Origin of the sequence: Pseudomonas sp. Bout1 (assembly GCF_034314165.1) — a bacterium.
Lineage (GTDB): Bacteria > Pseudomonadota > Gammaproteobacteria > Pseudomonadales > Pseudomonadaceae > Aquipseudomonas.
This window is the reverse complement of the sequence record NZ_JAVIWK010000001.1, coordinates 369,283-386,535: the sequence shown is the minus strand read 5'-3', so window position 1 is coordinate 386,535 and position 17,253 is coordinate 369,283. Positions and strand designations below refer to the sequence as shown.

The following is a 17,253-nucleotide window of genomic DNA, read 5'->3' as shown; positions in this document are numbered from 1 at the left end:
GCCTGAATCATGTCCGCTTTCTTTGCCGAATGCGCGCTGCTGCCTAATGGATGGGCCAATGATGTACGTCTTGAAGTCAGCGCCGAGGGCCTGCTGACCAAGGTTGAGCCCAACGCCAGTGCAGACGGTGCCGAACGGCTCAGGGGCCCGGTGCTGGCCGGTATGCCGAACCTGCATTCCCATGCGTTCCAGCGGGCGATGGCCGGGCTGGCGGAAGTGGCCGGCAACCCGAATGACAGCTTCTGGACCTGGCGCGACTTGATGTATCGGATGGTCGGCAAGATCAGCCCCGACCAGTTGCAGATCATCGCGCGCCAGCTGTACATCGAAATGCTCAAGGCCGGCTACACCTCGGTGGCCGAATTTCATTACGTGCACCACGACGTCAGCGGCCAGCCCTATTCCGACCCGGCGGAGCTGTCGCGGCAAATCAGCCAGGCGGCCGCCAGCAGCGGTATCGGCCTGACCTTGCTGCCAGTGCTGTACAGCCATTCCGGGTTCGGCGGCCAGGCACCCAACGAAGGCCAGCGCCGCTTTATCAACAGCACCGAGAACTACCTGAACCTGCAATCACGCCTGCAACCGATTCTGGCCGCGCAACCAGCGCAGCGGTTGGGCGTGTGCTTTCACTCGCTGCGCGCCGTCACACCGCAGCAGATCAGCGAGGTACTGGCCGCCAGCGACAAGGCGTGCCCGGTGCATATCCACATCGCCGAGCAACAGAAGGAAGTCGACGACTGTTTGGCCTGGAGCGGCAAGCGTCCGCTGCAATGGCTGTATGACAATGTTGAAGTGGATCAACGCTGGTGCCTGGTGCATGCGACTCACGCCAATCCGGATGAAGTGACGTTGATGGCCAAGAGCCGGGCGATCGCCGGGCTGTGCCTGACCACCGAAGCCAACCTGGGCGACGGGATCTTCCCGGCGATGGACTTCCTGGCGCAGGGCGGGCGCATGGGGATTGGTTCTGACAGCCACGTATCGTTGAGCGTGGTGGAAGAGTTGCGCTGGCTGGAATATGGCCAGCGGCTGCGGGACCAGCGGCGCAACCGGCTGTATCGCAGCGATCAGCCGATGGTCGGCCGTACGCTGTTCGATGCCGCGCTGGACGGCGGCGCCGAAGCGCTGGGGCAGCCGATTGGCCGCCTGGAGGTCGGCAAGCGTGCAGACTGGCTGGTGCTGGACGGCAACGATCCGTACCTAGCAACGGCGAACGAAGACGGAATTCTCAATCGCTGGCTGTTTGCCGGTGGTGATCGCCAGGTACGCGACGTGCTGGTCAACGGCCAGTGGGTGATTCGCGACGGGCATCACGCCGCCGAGGAAGACAGCAGCCGGGCGTTTACCCAGGTCTTGCGGGATTTGCTGGGCTGACAGACAACCCATAACCAAAGTGGGAGCTGGCTTGCCTGCGATAGCGATGGTGAATCCAACACCGCTATCGCAGGCAAGCCAGCTCCCACATTGGAATGGTAGCGCTCTTCAGTTACTGCGAAGTCTTTGCCATCTGCTTGTCTGACGTACGCCAGATCAACCGAGTGGTGTCATACCCTTGTTGCCGCGCCCTGCTCAACAGGTCTTCGCGCGTGTCGGCGCTGACAGTCGGCGTGCGGGACAACAACCACATGTAGCGTCGGCTGGGGCTACCGACAACGGCGGTCTTGTAGTCATCGCTGACGTACAACACCCAGTAATCGCCCTTGGCCACGCCCGGCAACAGCGCGGTGAACCAGTTATTGAATTCCACCCAGAGCTTGTCGGTCTTGCCAGCCACTTGCGGCGTTGCCGTGCCCTTGGCTTCTTCCCACTTCCACTGCGGCGTCAGGCAGCGGTTGAACACCGACATATTGCCTTCGGGCAACAGCGTGTAACGGGCCTCGGACTGCGCGCAATTGCGCTGGAAGTACATCGGCAACCGGGCCAACTCATACCAGGTGCCCTGGTAACGCTTGAGGTTGACGCTGCCAACAGTCTTGGGTTGCAGATCATCGCCAGAATGGCTGGCGCAGCCCGCCAAAAACAGGCTGGCGCAGAGGTATAGAACGAAACGCATCATGTTGTTTTTCTCCCGCAGGCTTTCGCCCCGGTTTACTTCAGGCCTTGCCCGGAAAAAATCAGTACTTTGTCACCGGCATATTGCACGCTGATAAAGCTGTTTTTATCGCCCCAGGTGCAACTGGACATACCCAGCGCGCCAGAACAATCAGTCGGCTTGCCCAACAACGACTCCACCTCGGCCTTGGCCATGCCGGCCGACAATTTTGCGTAATTTTCTTGAGTGACCTTGCTGCAAGCGGCCAGAAGCACGCAAAACGACAACAGGGCGAGACGGCGTAACGACATGGAAAAACTCCTGGAGAGACGAAGCAGCTTGGGGGTCTGCCAGAAGCTTAGAAGGGAAAAGAGGTGTCTGGTTCCCGACGAGCGAAAACAAAAAAAGCCCCTTGTGGTGAGCGGGCTTGCCCCGCGCTGGGCTGCGAAGCAGCCCCCGATAAAGGGCACTGCTTCGTGTCAGGAAAAACGAAGTGTCAGGTTCAGGGCTGCTACGCACCCAGCGCGGGGCAAGCCCGCCCACCCCACAGAGCCTATGCTTGCCGCAAGGACTTACGCCTTGTGGTAGCCGGTCACACGCTCAACTTCTTCCTTCGAACCCAGGAACACCGCCACACGCTGGTGCAGGCCTTCAGGCTGGATGTCGAGGATGCGCTGGTGGCCGTCAGTGGACGCACCGCCCGCCTGCTCGACCAGGAACGACATCGGGTTGGCCTCGTACATCAGGCGCAGTTTGCCCGGCTTGGACGGCTCGCGGCTGTCACGTGGGTACATGAACAGGCCACCACGGGTCAGGATGCGGTGCACGTCGGCAACCATCGCAGCCACCCAGCGCATGTTGAAGTTCTTCTTCAACGGGCCTTCTTCGCCTTCCATCAACTCGTTCACGTAACGCTTTACCGGAGCTTCCCAGTGACGCTGGTTGGACATGTTGATCGCAAATTCCTGGGTCGACGCCGGAATGGTGATGTCTTCGTGGGTGAGCACGAAGCTGCCCATTTCACGGTCCAGGGTGAAGCCTTTGACGCCGTCGCCCAAGGTCAGTACCAGCATGGTCTGCGGGCCGTAGATTGCGTAACCGGCAGCCACCTGCTCGGTGCCTGGCTGCAGGAAGGCTTTCTCGTTCAGCGCTTCGTTCTGGCTCAGGTATTCGTTCGGGCAACGCAGTACCGAGAAGATGGTGCCGACCGGCGCGTTGATGTCGATGTTGGACGAACCGTCCAACGGGTCGAATACCAAGAGGTACGCGCCTTTAGGGTATTTGCCCGGGATCTGGTAGGCGTTGTCCATTTCTTCGGACGCCATGCCGGCCAGGTGACCGCCCCACTCGTTGGCCTCGAGCAGGATTTCGTTGGAAATCACGTCGAGCTTCTTCTGCACTTCGCCTTGTACGTTTTCAGTGCCCATGCTGCCCAGGACACCACCCAGCGCGCCTTTGGAGACGGCGTGGCTGATTTCCTTGCAAGCACGCGCCACCACCTCGATAAGGAAGCGCAGATCGGCAGGCGTGTTGTTGCTGCGGGTCTGCTCGATCAAATAGCGACTCAGGGTAACGCGGGACATGGAAGGCTCCGGAAATGGGGGGCTAAAAACCCGCGCAGTTTAACGCGAGTCGGGGCGTATTTCCTCCTATCAGAGGATTTAAACCCAATAGAGTTCATGGACATTATTTAACGTGCCACCGGCGGCTTGCGCAGCAAACTGTAGGCCATGGCTCCGAGCGCCGCCACACCGAGCAGCAGCACGGCCCAAAGACCGAGTTTTTTCCAGTTCGGCCCGGCCTCAACCGGGGCCGCAACCGCGGGCGAAGTCACCACCGCCTCGCCCGCCACCTTGGCCTGCCCAAGCCCGGCAAGGTGTTCGGCGCTGTAATCCGGGATCAGCGTCGACAGCGGCAAGTTCGCGCCTTTCACCGACGGATTGCCCAGCGCCAACGTGAACGGTGGCTCACCCCGCGCCAGGAACACCAATTGTGTGGCGCGCACTGCGAAGCTCAAGGTCGGCGCCTCCACACCCAAGCCGCCGCCGCGTTCGTCCACGTCGAGCTTGAGCTGGGCAACCGCCTGGCCCGGCAACTGCAATTCGTTCTGTAAAACGTCCTGGCCGTTTTGCGTCAGCCGGTAGAGCAAACCACTGCTCAAGGGCTGCCAGGCCTGATTGCTCTCCCGGCGGCCCGACAAGGTGACCGGCGCCAGGCTGTTGGGTTGGCTCAGGTCGATACGCAGACGTTCGACGTTCAGTGCGTTGGGCAACTGCCAGCTGTATTCTCCCGCCTTGAGACGGCTACCCGAGAGTGGCTGCGACCACACCAACGGCGCTGGCAAGCTATGGGCGCTGACACTTTCCAACTGCGCCGACGTCAACGCCGGTGCTGCCTGGCCTTTCCAGAGCAGGCGCAGATAACGCGCCGATTGCCCCGGCAAACTCACTTCATGCTGCTCGACGCGCTCGTCGGCAAACGACAACCGTGCCACCTGCCCCTCGCCCCACGAACGCCAGTGCTGCAAGTCGTCGCCGGCTTCGATACTGAAACGCTGGAAGCCGTCGCGCTCGCTGGTCCAGTCGAGGATTAGTTGCTGCAATGGCGCCTTGATCGCACTCGCATCGAGCAGCCAACCGCGCAGTACTTCTTCGCCCGCCTCCAGCTGGCTTGGTGGCTGCACCTGCACCAGCGTGCCGGTTGAGGTGGATTGCACACGCACGCTGGGCACGGCTTCAGTGGAGTCGGCGGCAGCGTACAGCGGGAACCATTTCACGTTGGCCAGGCTGCGGCTTTCAGTGCTTTGCGCCGACTGCCGTGCCAGCGCGTAGGCCTGCGGCTCGCCGGCTGCGTTGAACACCCGCACATCACTCAGGTCGGCCTGACGGGCGCTCAATTGCACCGCCAGCGGCAGCTCCAGGCGGTACCACGGGCCTTCGCCGCTGACCGTCAGCGGCACTCGCGTGCTGAAATCGGCGGGCGTTTCCTGGGCCCAGGCCGATAACGTTGTGCACAACCCCAACAGCGCCACACTCAGCTTGCCCATCAAGAGGCCACTCCTTCAGTTTCAACCACTGGCTCGGCGCGCTTGGGCGGCAGCGGGGCGAAATAGCCCACCACCAGCAATAGCCCGCCCACACCGATAAACGATACGATCCGCGCCAGCCCGCCACGGTTGCTCAATTCGACGAAGAACAATTTGGCGACCACCACCGCAATCAGCGCCGCACCGATCAGCCACACCTCGCGCCGATGACGCAGATGGCCGCCGATCATCAGGCTCAGGGCAATCAGGGTCCAGACGATCGACAGTCCGGCCTGCACCAGCATCGACTCCAACAGCGCATCCAGATGAAACGGCACGCCGCCCCAATGGTGAGCCGTGCGCATCACCAACGCGGTGAAGAAGGCGAACAGCGAAACACCCGCGACAGCCTGGGCGATCATCTCGGCACGCGGCCCGCGTTGCGGTGCAGCGCTACGGGACCACAGGTACACGCCCAGCAGCGCAAACAACAATCCTAGATCCAGCGGATTAAGCAGCGGCACATACGGCAGCGGCTCGGCGGTGCCGTCACTGAAGGTATTCGCCAGCCAGAACCAGCCGAGCATCAGCACTGCCAAAGGCAACGCGGCATACAACCGGTACTCGCGCGGGTAGGCCGACACCGGCCATGGCCAAGTGCGCGGCGCGGCGGCCAGCACCAGGTACAGGCTCGGCAGAATTGCCCAGCCCAGCCAGCGCCATGCGTTGTATTCCTCAGACAGCAGCAACAGCCCGTAGCGCAGTTCCAGCGCCAGCACGCCGATCAGCAGCCAGCAGCCGAGCACGTGCGCAGCGCCCAGGGCTTTTTCCGGGATGACCAGAGCCAGGCGCCGCAGCGACACGAAGTGCACCGCAAACACCGCCGCCCACGCCAACCAGGCGAAATTCGCCGCCGGGTGATAACGCGAACCCCACGCGCCCAGCAGCACCACGCCCGCCGCCGGCATCAACAGCGTGCACAACAAGCCCAGCGACGCCCACTGCAGCCGCAGGGCCAGCAGCGCCCAGATCGCCACACTCATCGCCGCCACCGCCAACAACCACGTGCCTTGCAGCAACGGTGGCGCAAAGCGCAGTACTTCACTGACCAACGCCAACGTCCACCAGCCCGCGCCCCACACCAGCAGCACGTCGGACAAGCGCTGCAAACTCAGCGTCTCGAACGCCGGCGCATGGGGGCGACGTTGCAAACGCCACGCACCGACCAACGCCGCCAGCCCAAGCACCATCGGCGTCCAGAAACCGCTATGGCCAAGGGGACGCAAACCCTCGCTGGTCAGCGGCCCGAGCAAGTCGGGCACCGCGATCAGGAACGAAGCACCACCGATCACTTGCAGCAGCAACCCGAACACAAAACTGACGCGCTGTTGCAGGTAAAGACTCAGCCAGATGATCAACAAACCACTGGCCGCCCACACGCCGCTGGCGGTTTGCCACGGCAGTACGAACAGCACCGCGAGGTTGATCAGCACCAGCCCGGCCAACAGCACCACTGACAGGCCACGCAACAACCGCACGTCGCTGCGCACCATCGTGTCGCGCGCTGCCAGCAGCATGCCGCCGATCAACGCCAGGCCAATCAGCGAGGCGGTGAGCAAGCCGCTCCAACCGGCACTGAACACGGCGCCCGAGTCGGCGCCCGCCTTCAAGCGCAGCAGGAACAGCGCCCCGCCCAGCAGTTGTACGGCAAACGCGGTGAAGAGGAACGTGCGCGAGCCGATGCGCAGGCCGACCAGCAAAGTGGCCAGGCCCGCAATCGCCCAACTGATCGCGGTGCCTTGGGTCAACAACAGCAACGGCGCGAGCAGGTATAAGAAGCCCAGGCCGACACTGGCCAACACCGGCAAGCCACGACGCTCCCACTGCGCAGCGTGCTCATCCGGGGCGTTGCGTAACTGGTAGAAACTGAACAGCAATGCGGCGCCCAGCAACAATGCACCCAACGGCGCGCCGTCCAACAGGCTGGTGTCACCAACCCCTAATTCGCTGAGGAACGCCAGCGCCGAGCCGACTTGCAACAGCAAGCCAAACGCCCGCGCCAATGGCCGCTGTTGGCGCAAGCCGAGCCAGAAGATCCCGGCGCCCTCCACCGCCCAGGCCGCCGCAGTCCAGCGCGCGTCGAGGCCCAAGGGAATCGCCAGGCTGGCAAAGATCACGCTCAGTGCCAGGCAGGTTTCCGCCAGCAGCAAAGCGCGCCCGCCACTCAACAAACGGGCCAGGCCCATGTAGATAATGCCCAGGGCCAGTGCACTGAATGCAGCGGCAAACGCCAGGTGCTGCACCAGCGCAAACTGCAGCCCGAAGCCCACCAGCGGCGGACCAAACAGCATGCTGCCGTCCACATAGTCGCCCTTGGCCGCCGACCAGCGCAGCAACGCGCCACGGCTGTCATCGTCCGGCGCGTCGCGCATCTCCAGCAACTTGCGCCGGGCGAACAGCAGGCCGATGCACAGGTACATCAGGAAAAACACAATCAGGAACGGCTCGGTGCTCCACAACAGCTCCGGCGTATAGGAGCGCATGCCCCACGCGAAGCCGATGCCGAAGGTGCCGACAAAACCGATCAAATTGAGCAGGCGCCAGGCCTTGAACCAGGCGATGGCGAGGATGCCGGCGTTAAGCAGCGCAAAGTAACTGAACAGCGCCACATGGTTGCCGGCGCCGGTAGATGTGAGGATCGGTGCGGCAAAACCTCCGAGTGCGGCGGCGCAAGCCAGGCCGAGGGCGTCCTGGGTAATTGCCAGGATCGCCGAGAACACCGTGACCGCCACCAGCAAGCCGAGGGCCGCGCCAGGATCGAGCAGCGGGTGCAGGCGCATCGCAGCGAACACCGTCAGGTACAGCACGGCTATGCCGGTGCCTTGCAGCATCAACCCGTAATTGCTGTTGCGCAGCCGCAGCCACCAACCCAGTCCCAGCAAGGCCAGTGCACAGCCGGCAACACCGGCGTAACGCAGCTCGATCGGCACCACCATGCCTTCAGTGGCATAGCGCAGCAGAAACGCCAGGCCGAGGAACAACAGCACCACGCCGACCCGCAGCACAGTGTTGCCGCCGAACAGCCAATTGCGAGCACCGCTGATGGCGCGTTCTATGACGTTGGGGCCGCGAGGTACCGCAGGCGCGGCAGGTTGCCCGGGGAGGCTTGGCTCAACTCTCCAGGCGTCAGCCGGCAACGGCTGGCTGGTTTCGGTGGCGACCGTGGCGTAGGCCGTTTGCAGTTCGGCGGGCAATTCCCAGACGAGTTCGGGCGGCGCCGGTACCGGTTCTTCGACGACGATGGGTTCGGCGGTTTCAACAGCGGCAGGCCTTTCCAGCAAGGCCAGGCGTTGCTCGACCAGCTTCAGGGCGCCCCTGGCGGACTCCAGTTGACGGGCCTGCTCATCCGTACGCGAGGCTAGCATCGACAGGCGAATCGCCTGGCCAATGCCCAAACCCAGCAGCGCACCTATGCCCGCATCACTGAACGACTCATCGAGTGTCCAGCCGAGCACCAGGCCAATCAGCATGAAAATCCATTGCATGGTCGATATCCCTAAGCAACCCGACGCGGGCAAACCGAGGCTTAGTATATCGACACAACCCAAATGTGGGCTTGCCCGCGATGCAATCTCCGCGGTTTGTCAGTAACACCGGGGTGATGCTATCGCAGGCAAGCCCAGCTCCCACACAAAGCAGCGGGATCTGCGGTGTCTAATCCAACGCTTTCCAGATCTCTGTCGCGTACTCCCGGATGGTCCGGTCCGACGAGAACCAACCCATGCGCGCGGTATTGAGCACCGCCGAGCGCCACCACTCCTTGGAGTCGTGCCAGTGAGCCTCGACCCGCGCCTGGGCATCCCAGTAGGAATCGAAGTCGGCACAGACCAGGAAGCGATCGTAGTCGATCAACGAGTCCACCAGGCCGGCATAGCGGCCCGGATCATCCGGCGAGAACACCCCGCCGCGAATCGCTTGCAGCACATCGTTCAAGCGATGGGACGCCGCGATGTCCGGCCCGGCATTGAACTCACCCGCGTGTTTGCGCGCTTCGACCTGCTGGGCGCTGAGACCGAAGATGAACATGTGATCAGCGCCCACCCGCTCGTGCATCTCGACGTTGGCGCCGTCCATGGTGCCGATGGTCAGCGCACCATTGAGGCCGAACTTCATGTTGCTGGTGCCCGAAGCCTCAAAGCCGGCAGTGGAAATCTGCTCCGACAGATCGGCCGCCGGAATGATGCTTTCCGCCAGGCTGACGTTGTAGTTGGGCAGGAACACTACCTTGAGTAAACCACGCACAGTGGGGTCGTTGTTGACGGTACGGGCGATGTCGTTGGTCAGTTTGATGATCAGCTTGGCCTGGTGATAGCTGGCAGCCGCCTTGCCGGCGAAGATCTTCACCCGAGGTACCCAGTCGGTTCCCGGCTCGGCACGGATCGCCTGGTACAGCGCGACGGTGTGCAGCAGGTTCAACAGTTGGCGCTTGTACTCGTGGATCCGCTTGACCTGCACATCGAACATCGCCGCCGGGTTGACCGAAATCCCCAAGCGCTCGTGAATGATATCGGCCAGCGCCCGCTTGCTGTGCAAACGCTGTTCGGCGAAGGCTTTGCGGAACGCTTGCTTCTCGGCAAAGGGTTCCAGCTCCACCAGGCGGGTTTCGGTGTTGTCGAGAATGTCCGGGCCCAGCGCTTCCACCAGCATCGCGGTGAGCTTGGGGTTGGCCTGGTACAGCCAGCGGCGGAAGGTGATGCCGTTGGTTTTGTTATTGATGCGGTCCGGGTAGAGCTTGTGCAGTTCGGAAAACACCGTGCTGCGCATCAACTGAGTGTGCAGGCCCGACACGCCGTTGACGCTGTGGGACCCCAGGAACGCCAGGTTACCCATGCGTACGCGGCGGCCGTTGTCTTCCTCGATTAGCGACACGGCGCGTAGCACGTCGAAGTCGTGGATGCCCTTGGCCCGCAGCGAGTCGATATGCTGGGCGTTGATCAGGTAGATGATCTGCATGTGGCGCGGCAGCATGCGTTCCATCAAGCCGACCGGCCATGTTTCCAACGCCTCCGGGAGCAAGGTGTGGTTGGTGTACGACAGGGTTTCGACAGTCACGTCCCAGGCGGCTTCCCACGGGATGTCATGCAGGTCGACCAACTGGCGCATCAACTCGGCCACCGCGATTGAGGGGTGCGTGTCGTTGAGCTGGATGGCCGCATGTTCGCCCAGGCTCAGTACCGAGCCGTGCATGTTCTTGTGGCGACGCAGCAAGTCCTGCAGCGAGGCGGAAACGAAGAAGTATTCCTGGCGCAGGCGCAGTTCCTGCCCTGCTTCGGTGCTGTCGGCCGGGTAAAGCACTCGCGAAATGCTTTCGGCGCGGGCCACTTCGGCAACGGCGCCCAGGTGGTCACCGGCGTTGAAGCGTTCCAGGTGCAGGTCTTCCACGGCCCGGGCACGCCACAGGCGCAAGGTGTTGACGCTGGCGCCACGCCAGCCGACTACCGGGGTGTCGTAGGCCACGGCACGCACGGTTTCGATAGGTGTCCAGACTTGAATCAATTTGCCGGAAGCGTCCGGCAGGGTTTCCACGCTGCCGCCAAAACCGATCGGGTAGATCACTTCAGCCCGCTCGAACTCCCACGGGTTGCCGAAATCCAGCCAGCGTTCGGTTTGCTCCTGCTGCCAGCCATCGACAATCGCCTGGCGGAACAGGCCGTGTTCATAACGAATGCCATAGCCGTGGCCGGCAATGCCCAGGGTCGACATGCTTTCCATGAAGCACGCTGCCAGGCGCCCAAGGCCACCGTTGCCCAGGGCCGCGTCGGGCTCCAGCAGGCGAATGCGCTCCATGTCCACACCCAGCTCGCTCATGGCCTCACGGGCCACGTCCAACAGGCCGAGGTTGCTCAGGCTGTCGTAGAGCAGCCGGCCGATCAGGAATTCCAGCGAGAGGTAATAGACCCGCTTCTGTCCCTTGCGGTAGATGTGCCGGGTGTGGTCCATCCAGTGGTCGACCATATGGTCGCGGGCGGCCAGTGCGATGGCCTCGAACCAGTCGTGGTCGAAGGCGTGGTCGGGGTCCTTGCCCACCGCGTAGGTAAGTTTGGTCAAGACGGCATCGCGAAATGCGGCTACCTCTGCTTCTCGTACAAGCGGTTCCTGAGACATCGATGCGACCTCGGGCGAGATAGAAGGAGTTGCTAGAGCCTAGACGGTCTGACAGACGGTAGACGCTCTGGTTCGGCAGTTTTTTAACTCATTCACCTTTACGTGAAATAGATGCAGGGGCCGTGCCCGTTTGTGGCCCGGGGTAGCCTTCGAGCTGAAACCCGCAAGATATTGTTCAAAAAAACACCAACTCCGGTATGATCCCGCGCCGGATAACACCCCTCTTGGAAACCTGATGAAGCCTCAACTGATCGCCGCCGCGGAACTCGACCGTCTCGAGACTTGGCAGAAATACTCAAGCCATATGTGTGGCGGCTGCGTGTCGAGCTGCTGCACCCTGCCGGTTGAGGTGAAGATCAAGGACCTGATCCGCATCGGCATCGTCGATGAGTTCGAGCGTGGCGACCCGCCGAAGAACATCGCCAAGCGCTTGCAGAAAGAAGGCATCGTGGAGCGCTTCAACGCCAAATCCGAGATCTTTACCCTGCAGCGCATGAGCAACAACGACTGCCTGTACCTGGATCGTAAGAGCCGTTTCTGCACTATTTATGACAAGCGCCCGGATACTTGCCGCAATCACCCAAAAATCGGACCGCGGCCGGGGTATTGCGCCTATAAGCCGAAGGAAGTGGTGCGTGAGACTAATCATCGGACGCTCGACAAATTCTAATTTTTTTGTTGCCTTGCAGATAGCTATCGCAGGCAAGCCAGCTCCCACATTTGAAATGCGTTCCAAATGTGGGAGCTGGCTTGCCTGCGATGGGGCCGGGACAATCACCACACAAACCCCAGACAAACAAAAACGCCCCCGACCTTGCGGTCGGGGGCGTTTTTTTGCCGCTAACTAAGAGACTTAGTTACCGGATTTTTTCGCAGCGCGGGTACGCTCGCTTTCGCCCAGGATCTTCTTGCGAAGACGGATGGACTTAGGAGTGACTTCGCACAATTCGTCTTCTTGAACGAATTCCAGAGCCTGTTCCAGGGTGAAGCGGATAGGCGGAACCAAAGCGATGGTTTCGTCTTTACCCGAGGCACGCATGTTGTCGAGCTTCTTGCCCTTGGTTGGGTTAACGCCCAGGTCGTTGTCGCGGCTGTTGATGCCGACGATTTGACCTTCGTACACGTCTTCACCGTGACCCAGGAACAGTTTGCCGCGAGCCTGCAGGGTTTCCAGCGAGTAAGTCAGCGCCTTACCGGTAGCCACCGAAACCAGCACGCCGTTCTGACGGCCGGACATGTCGCCGGACTTCATCACGTCGTAACGGTCGAAGATCGAGGTCAGGATGCCTGCACCGGAGGTCAGGGTCAGGAACTCGTTACGGAAACCGATCAAGCCACGCGCCGGGATGTTGTACTCAAGGCGCACACGGCCCTTGCCATCCGGAACCATGTTGGTCAGGTCGCCTTTACGGATACCGATCTGTTCCATGATCGAACCCTGGGATTCTTCCGGCAGGTCGATGGTCACGTTTTCGTACGGTTCGTGCTTGACGCCGTCAACCATGCGGATGATCACTTCCGGACGACCAACACCCATTTCGAAGCCTTCGCGACGCATGGTTTCGATCAGTACCGAGAGGTGCAGCTCACCACGGCCGGAGACTTTGAACTTGTCGGCGGTGTCGCCTTCTTCAACGCGCAGGGCAACGTTGTAGAGCAGTTCTTTGTCCAGACGCTCTTTGATGTTACGGCTGGTGACGAACTTGCCTTCACGGCCGCAGAACGGCGAGTCGTTAACCTGGAAGGTCATCGAAACGGTTGGTTCGTCAACGGTCAGCGGCTTCATCGCTTCAACGTTCTGTGGGTCGCACAGGGTGTCGGAGATGAACAGCTGGTCGAAGCCGCTGATGCAGACGATGTCGCCGGCAGCTGCTTCTTCAACGTCTACACGGTGCAGACCGTGGTGACCCATCAGCTTCAGGATACGGCCGTTACGGCGCTTGCCATCAGCATCGATCGCCACAACCGGAGTGTTCGGCTTGACGCGACCACGAGCAATACGGCCAACGCCGATGATGCCCAGGAAGCTGTTGTAGTCCAGTGCGGAGATTTGCATCTGGAACGGACCATCGCGGTCGACTTTCGGCGCAGGTACGTTGTCGACGATCGACTGGTACAGCGGGGTCATGTCTTCAGCCATGTCGGTGTGTTCCAGACCGGCAATGCCGTTCAGGGCCGAGGCGTAGACGACTTTGAAGTCCAGCTGTTCTTCGGTGGCACCGAGGTTGTCGAACAGGTCGAAGATCTGGTCCAGAACCCAGTCCGGACGCGCGCCTGGACGGTCAACCTTGTTGATTACCACGATTGGACGCAGGCCGGCTTCGAAAGCCTTCTTGGTCACGAAACGGGTTTGCGGCATAGGGCCGTCTTGAGCGTCAACCAGCAGCAGAACGGAGTCAACCATCGACATTACGCGTTCAACTTCGCCGCCGAAGTCGGCGTGGCCCGGGGTGTCCACGATGTTGATGTGGTAGCCGTTCCAGTTGATGGCGGTGTTTTTCGCCAGAATGGTAATACCGCGCTCTTTCTCCTGGTCGTTGGAGTCCATCACGCGCTCGTCGTTGAGCTCGTTGCGCTCCAGGGTGCCGGATTGACGCAAGAGTTTGTCTACCAGGGTGGTCTTACCATGGTCAACGTGAGCAATGATGGCGATGTTGCGTAGATTTTCGATCACTTGTGTATCTCGATCAGAGGATTCGGTGTGCTGACAGGTCGTGGCAGCGATTAACAGTAGAGTCAGGCCTTGCCGTTACAGCTTGACGGCAGAGTCGGGGGGCCGGTGACGCAGGCCACAGGCAAACAGCCCCGGGCTCTTAGCTCGGTCGATAAACGCGCACATTGGCATGCCCCTCACTGAGCAAATGGTGGGCATGCAGGCGACTCATCACGCCTTTGTCGCAATACAACAGGTACTGACGGCTGTCATCCAGTTCCTTGAAACGCGCATTCAATGCATAGAACGGCAACGTTTGTACGTCGATGCCAGCGATTTCCAGCGGCTCGTCTTCAGCGGCATCCGGGTGACGGATGTCGATGATGATCTGACCGGCCAGAGCCTCGCTGACTTCTTCGATCTGCAAATCCTGGCCCAACTCGTCGATAACCCGATCGATCGGCACCAGTTTGGCGTTCTCAAGCGCACGCTCGAGCACCGCCATGTCGAACTGTTGTTCTTCGTACTCCACGCGGTTGCGCTTGGCGTGGGTCTTGGGGTTCACCGAGATGACCCCGCAATATTCCGGCATGTGCTTGGCGAAATCCGCCGTGCCGATCTGGGTCGCCAGGTCGATGATGTCTTGCTTGTGACTGGCGATCAGCGGGCGCAATACCAGCTTCTCGGTCACAGAGTCGATCAACGACAGGTTCGGCAGGGTCTGGCTGGACACCTGGGAAATCGCCTCACCGGTGACCAGTGCGTCGATTTCCAGCCGATCCGCGATTCGCGACGCAGCGCGCAACATCATACGCTTCAATACTACGCCCATATGACTGTTATCGACTTTCCCGAGAATTTCTCCCAGGACTTCCTCAAACGGTACGCTGACAAACAGCACCCGTTGCGAGCTGCCGTACTTCTTCCAGATGTAATGCGCGACTTCCATCACGCCCAATTCGTGTGCACGCCCGCCCAGGTTGAAGAAGCAGAAGTGGCTCATCAGCCCGCGGCGCATGATCTGGTAGGCCGCCACGGTGGAATCGAAACCGCCGGACATCAATACCAGAGTCTGTTCCAGTGCACCCAGCGGGTAGCCGCCGATGCTGTTGTGCTGGCTGTGAATCACAAACAACCGTTGGTCGCGAATTTCCATGCGCACTTCAATTTGCGGCTCTTTCAGGGAAATTCCGGCGGCGCCGCACTCGCGACGCAGCTTGCTGCCAACGTATTTCTCTACATCCATGGAGGTGAACGGATGCTTGCCGGCGCGCTTGCAACGCACCGAAAAAACCTTGCCGGCCAGCACATCGCCGTAGTGCTGTTTGCACTTTTCGGTGATGTCATCGAAGTCGCCCAGCGGGTACTCGTCAACCTGCAGGAAATGAGCGATGCCCGGCACGCAGCTCAGGCGCTCGGTCATGTCCTTCAAGGCCTTGGGGTCTGTGAGGCGGGTTTCCAGCTCGAGATTGTCCCACACACCATTCACCACCACAGCCGGGTCCAGATCGCGGAGCACGGCACGGATGTTTTTGGCCAATTGACGGATGAAACGCATCCGTACCGGTCGGCTCTTGATGGTGATCTCGGGGAAGACTTTAACGATTAATTTCATGAAAACAGCGCGCGCAGGCCCAGCCGAAAAAGGGGGGCGCGGATTATAGCGGAAATCGCTCAAGGTTTAACCAGTTAATATGCAACGGACCTTTAGCGCACCAAAACGGGTCATAAATGAAAATAAGCGCTACATTGCGGTGCGAAATTTATTCCGTTTCAGCGGATTGCACCTTTATAGGGGCGATTTTGTGGCAAAAAACCCATGTCGGGGCACTGGCATGCAATTTGCTCTCTTGTGAGGCAGGTTGCCTTGGTCGAGTATTCGCGCCGGCATCACCCACATTCTAAGGGCTACTCCACTACCCCAGCCCGAAGCCACCCGGAGGACACTATGTCGAAGTCGGTTCAACTCATCAAAGATCATGACGTCAAATGGATTGATCTGCGCTTCACGGACACAAAAGGCACTCAGCACCACGTGACCATGCCGGCTCGCGACGCGCTGGATGACGCCTTCTTCGAAGAAGGCAAAATGTTCGACGGCTCCTCCATTGCTGGCTGGAAAGGCATCGAAGCTTCCGACATGATCCTGATGCCGGACGACAGCACCGCCGTACTCGACCCGTTCACCGAAGACCCAACGCTGATCATCGTCTGCGACGTGATCGAGCCTTCGACCATGCAAGGCTACGACCGTGACCCACGTGCGATCGCCAAGCGTGCCGAGGAATACCTGAAGTCGACCGGTATCGGCGACACCGTATTCGTAGGTCCGGAACCAGAGTTCTTCATCTTTGATTCGGTCAAGTTCAAGTCCGACATCTCTGGCTCCATGTTCAAGATCTTCTCTGAACAAGGTTCGTGGATGTCCGACCAGGACATCGAAGGCGGCAACAAAGGCCACCGTCCAGGCGTCAAAGGTGGTTACTTCCCGGTTCCGCCATTCGACCACGACCACGAAATCCGTACCTCCATGTGCAACGCCATGGAAGAGATGGGCCTGGTCATCGAAGTTCACCACCACGAAGTGGCAACTGCCGGCCAGAACGAAATCGGTGTGAAGTTCAACACCCTGGTAGCCAAGGCTGACGAAGTTCAGACCCTGAAGTACTGCGTACACAACGTGGCTGATGCCTACGGCCGTACCGCTACCTTCATGCCTAAGCCACTGTACGGCGATAACGGTTCGGGTATGCACGTTCACCTGTCCATCGCCAAAGATGGCAAGAACACCTTCGCTGGCGAAGGTTATGCCGGCCTGTCCGACACTGCCCTGTACTTCATCGGCGGTATCATCAAGCACGGTAAGGCACTGAACGGCTTCACCAACCCGTCGACCAACTCCTACAAGCGTCTGGTCCCAGGTTTCGAAGCGCCGGTAATGCTGGCCTACTCGGCTCGCAACCGTTCCGCTTCGATCCGTATTCCTTACGTGTCCAGCCCTCGTGCTCGCCGTATCGAAGCCCGCTTCCCGGATCCGGCAGCCAACCCGTACCTGGCCTTCGCAGCCCTGGTAATGGCCGGCCTGGACGGTATCCAGAACAAGATTCACCCAGGCGACGCCGCCGACAAAAACTTGTACGACCTGCCGCCTGAAGAGGCCAAAGAGATCCCACAAGTGTGCGGCAGCCTGAAAGAAGCCCTCGAAGAGCTGGACAAGGGCCGTGCGTTCCTGACCAAAGGCGGCGTGTTCAGCGACGACTTTATCGATGCCTACATCGCCCTGAAAAGCGAAGAAGAAATCAAGGTCCGCACCTTCGTACACCCACTGGAATACGAGCTGTACTACAGCTGCTGATCCGGTAGCGCCGCTTAACGTGG

Annotated in this window: 11 protein-coding genes; 3 read left to right on the top strand and 8 right to left on the bottom strand. The window is 60.6% G+C overall.

Annotated features, from left to right (window positions below; genetic code table 11):
* Window positions 1-9: 9 nt before the first annotated feature.
* A complete protein-coding gene (locus RGV33_RS01750) occupies window positions 10-1,374 on the top strand; it encodes a formimidoylglutamate deiminase (protein WP_322142857.1) in 1,365 nt (454 codons plus the stop codon).
* A gap of 112 nt (window positions 1,375-1,486) precedes the next feature.
* On the opposite strand, the gene RGV33_RS01745 is transcribed toward RGV33_RS01750, so the two are convergent.
* The 6 genes from RGV33_RS01745 to RGV33_RS01720 all read right to left on the bottom strand — a co-directional run bounded on the left by RGV33_RS01745 (window position 1,487) and on the right by RGV33_RS01720 (window position 11,222).
* A complete protein-coding gene (locus RGV33_RS01745; RefSeq protein WP_322142856.1) occupies window positions 1,487-2,056 on the bottom strand; it encodes a lipocalin family protein in 570 nt (189 codons plus the stop codon).
* A gap of 32 nt (window positions 2,057-2,088) precedes the next feature.
* Window positions 2,089-2,343 carry a hypothetical protein gene (locus RGV33_RS01740; protein WP_010169120.1) on the bottom strand — a complete coding sequence of 85 codons (255 nt, stop codon included), beginning with the start codon at window positions 2,341-2,343 and terminating at the stop codon, window positions 2,089-2,091.
* Window positions 2,344-2,604: 261 nt separating this feature from the next.
* Complete coding sequence (locus tag RGV33_RS01735; RefSeq protein WP_322142855.1) at window positions 2,605-3,615, bottom strand: class 1 fructose-bisphosphatase; 1,011 nt, start codon at window positions 3,613-3,615, stop codon at window positions 2,605-2,607.
* 107 nt (window positions 3,616-3,722) lie between these two features.
* A complete protein-coding gene (locus RGV33_RS01730) occupies window positions 3,723-5,078 on the bottom strand; it encodes a DUF3999 domain-containing protein (RefSeq protein WP_322142854.1) in 1,356 nt (451 codons plus the stop codon).
* Window positions 5,078-8,602 carry a DUF2339 domain-containing protein gene (locus RGV33_RS01725; protein ID WP_322142853.1) on the bottom strand — a complete coding sequence of 1,175 codons (3,525 nt, stop codon included), beginning with the start codon at window positions 8,600-8,602 and terminating at the stop codon, window positions 5,078-5,080. Before RGV33_RS01725 ends, RGV33_RS01730 begins: the two co-directional genes overlap by 1 nt.
* Window positions 8,603-8,771: 169 nt before the next feature.
* Window positions 8,772-11,222 carry a glycogen/starch/alpha-glucan phosphorylase gene (locus RGV33_RS01720; protein WP_322142852.1) on the bottom strand — a complete coding sequence of 817 codons (2,451 nt, stop codon included), beginning with the start codon at window positions 11,220-11,222 and terminating at the stop codon, window positions 8,772-8,774.
* Between the two features lie 235 nt (window positions 11,223-11,457).
* Here RGV33_RS01720 and RGV33_RS01715 point away from each other — a divergent pair, with 235 nt between their 5' ends.
* Window positions 11,458-11,892 (top strand): YkgJ family cysteine cluster protein, encoded by a 435-nt coding sequence (locus tag RGV33_RS01715; RefSeq protein WP_063033501.1) that lies wholly within the window; start codon window positions 11,458-11,460, stop codon window positions 11,890-11,892.
* A gap of 183 nt (window positions 11,893-12,075) precedes the next feature.
* Here the strand turns inward: RGV33_RS01715 and typA are convergent, their stop codons facing one another.
* A complete protein-coding gene (gene typA / locus RGV33_RS01710; protein WP_088425892.1) occupies window positions 12,076-13,896 on the bottom strand; it encodes a translational GTPase TypA in 1,821 nt (606 codons plus the stop codon).
* A 139-nt stretch (window positions 13,897-14,035) separates the two neighbouring features.
* On the bottom strand, window positions 14,036-15,490 hold the full coding sequence (gene thiI / locus RGV33_RS01705; protein ID WP_322142851.1) for a tRNA uracil 4-sulfurtransferase ThiI: 1,455 nt from the start codon (window positions 15,488-15,490) through the stop codon (window positions 14,036-14,038).
* Between the two features lie 333 nt (window positions 15,491-15,823).
* Here thiI and glnA point away from each other — a divergent pair, with 333 nt between their 5' ends.
* Complete coding sequence (glnA, locus tag RGV33_RS01700; protein ID WP_322142850.1) at window positions 15,824-17,230, top strand: glutamate--ammonia ligase; 1,407 nt, start codon at window positions 15,824-15,826, stop codon at window positions 17,228-17,230.
* Window positions 17,231-17,253: the final 23 nt, after the last annotated feature.

Coding starts and splice junctions, on each gene's coding strand:
- RGV33_RS01750 (WP_322142857.1), top strand. CDS start 10: ATGTCCGCTTTCTTTGCCGAATGCGCGCTGCTGCCTAATGGATGGGCC.
- RGV33_RS01745 (WP_322142856.1), bottom strand. CDS start 2,056: ATGATGCGTTTCGTTCTATACCTCTGCGCCAGCCTGTTTTTGGCGGGC.
- RGV33_RS01740 (WP_010169120.1), bottom strand. CDS start 2,343: ATGTCGTTACGCCGTCTCGCCCTGTTGTCGTTTTGCGTGCTTCTGGCC.
- RGV33_RS01735 (WP_322142855.1), bottom strand. CDS start 3,615: ATGTCCCGCGTTACCCTGAGTCGCTATTTGATCGAGCAGACCCGCAGC.
- RGV33_RS01730 (WP_322142854.1), bottom strand. CDS start 5,078: ATGGGCAAGCTGAGTGTGGCGCTGTTGGGGTTGTGCACAACGTTATCG.
- RGV33_RS01725 (WP_322142853.1), bottom strand. CDS start 8,602: ATGCAATGGATTTTCATGCTGATTGGCCTGGTGCTCGGCTGGACACTC.
- RGV33_RS01720 (WP_322142852.1), bottom strand. CDS start 11,222: ATGTCTCAGGAACCGCTTGTACGAGAAGCAGAGGTAGCCGCATTTCGC.
- RGV33_RS01715 (WP_063033501.1), top strand. CDS start 11,458: ATGAAGCCTCAACTGATCGCCGCCGCGGAACTCGACCGTCTCGAGACT.
- thiI (WP_322142851.1), bottom strand. CDS start 15,490: ATGAAATTAATCGTTAAAGTCTTCCCCGAGATCACCATCAAGAGCCGA.
- glnA (WP_322142850.1), top strand. CDS start 15,824: ATGTCGAAGTCGGTTCAACTCATCAAAGATCATGACGTCAAATGGATT.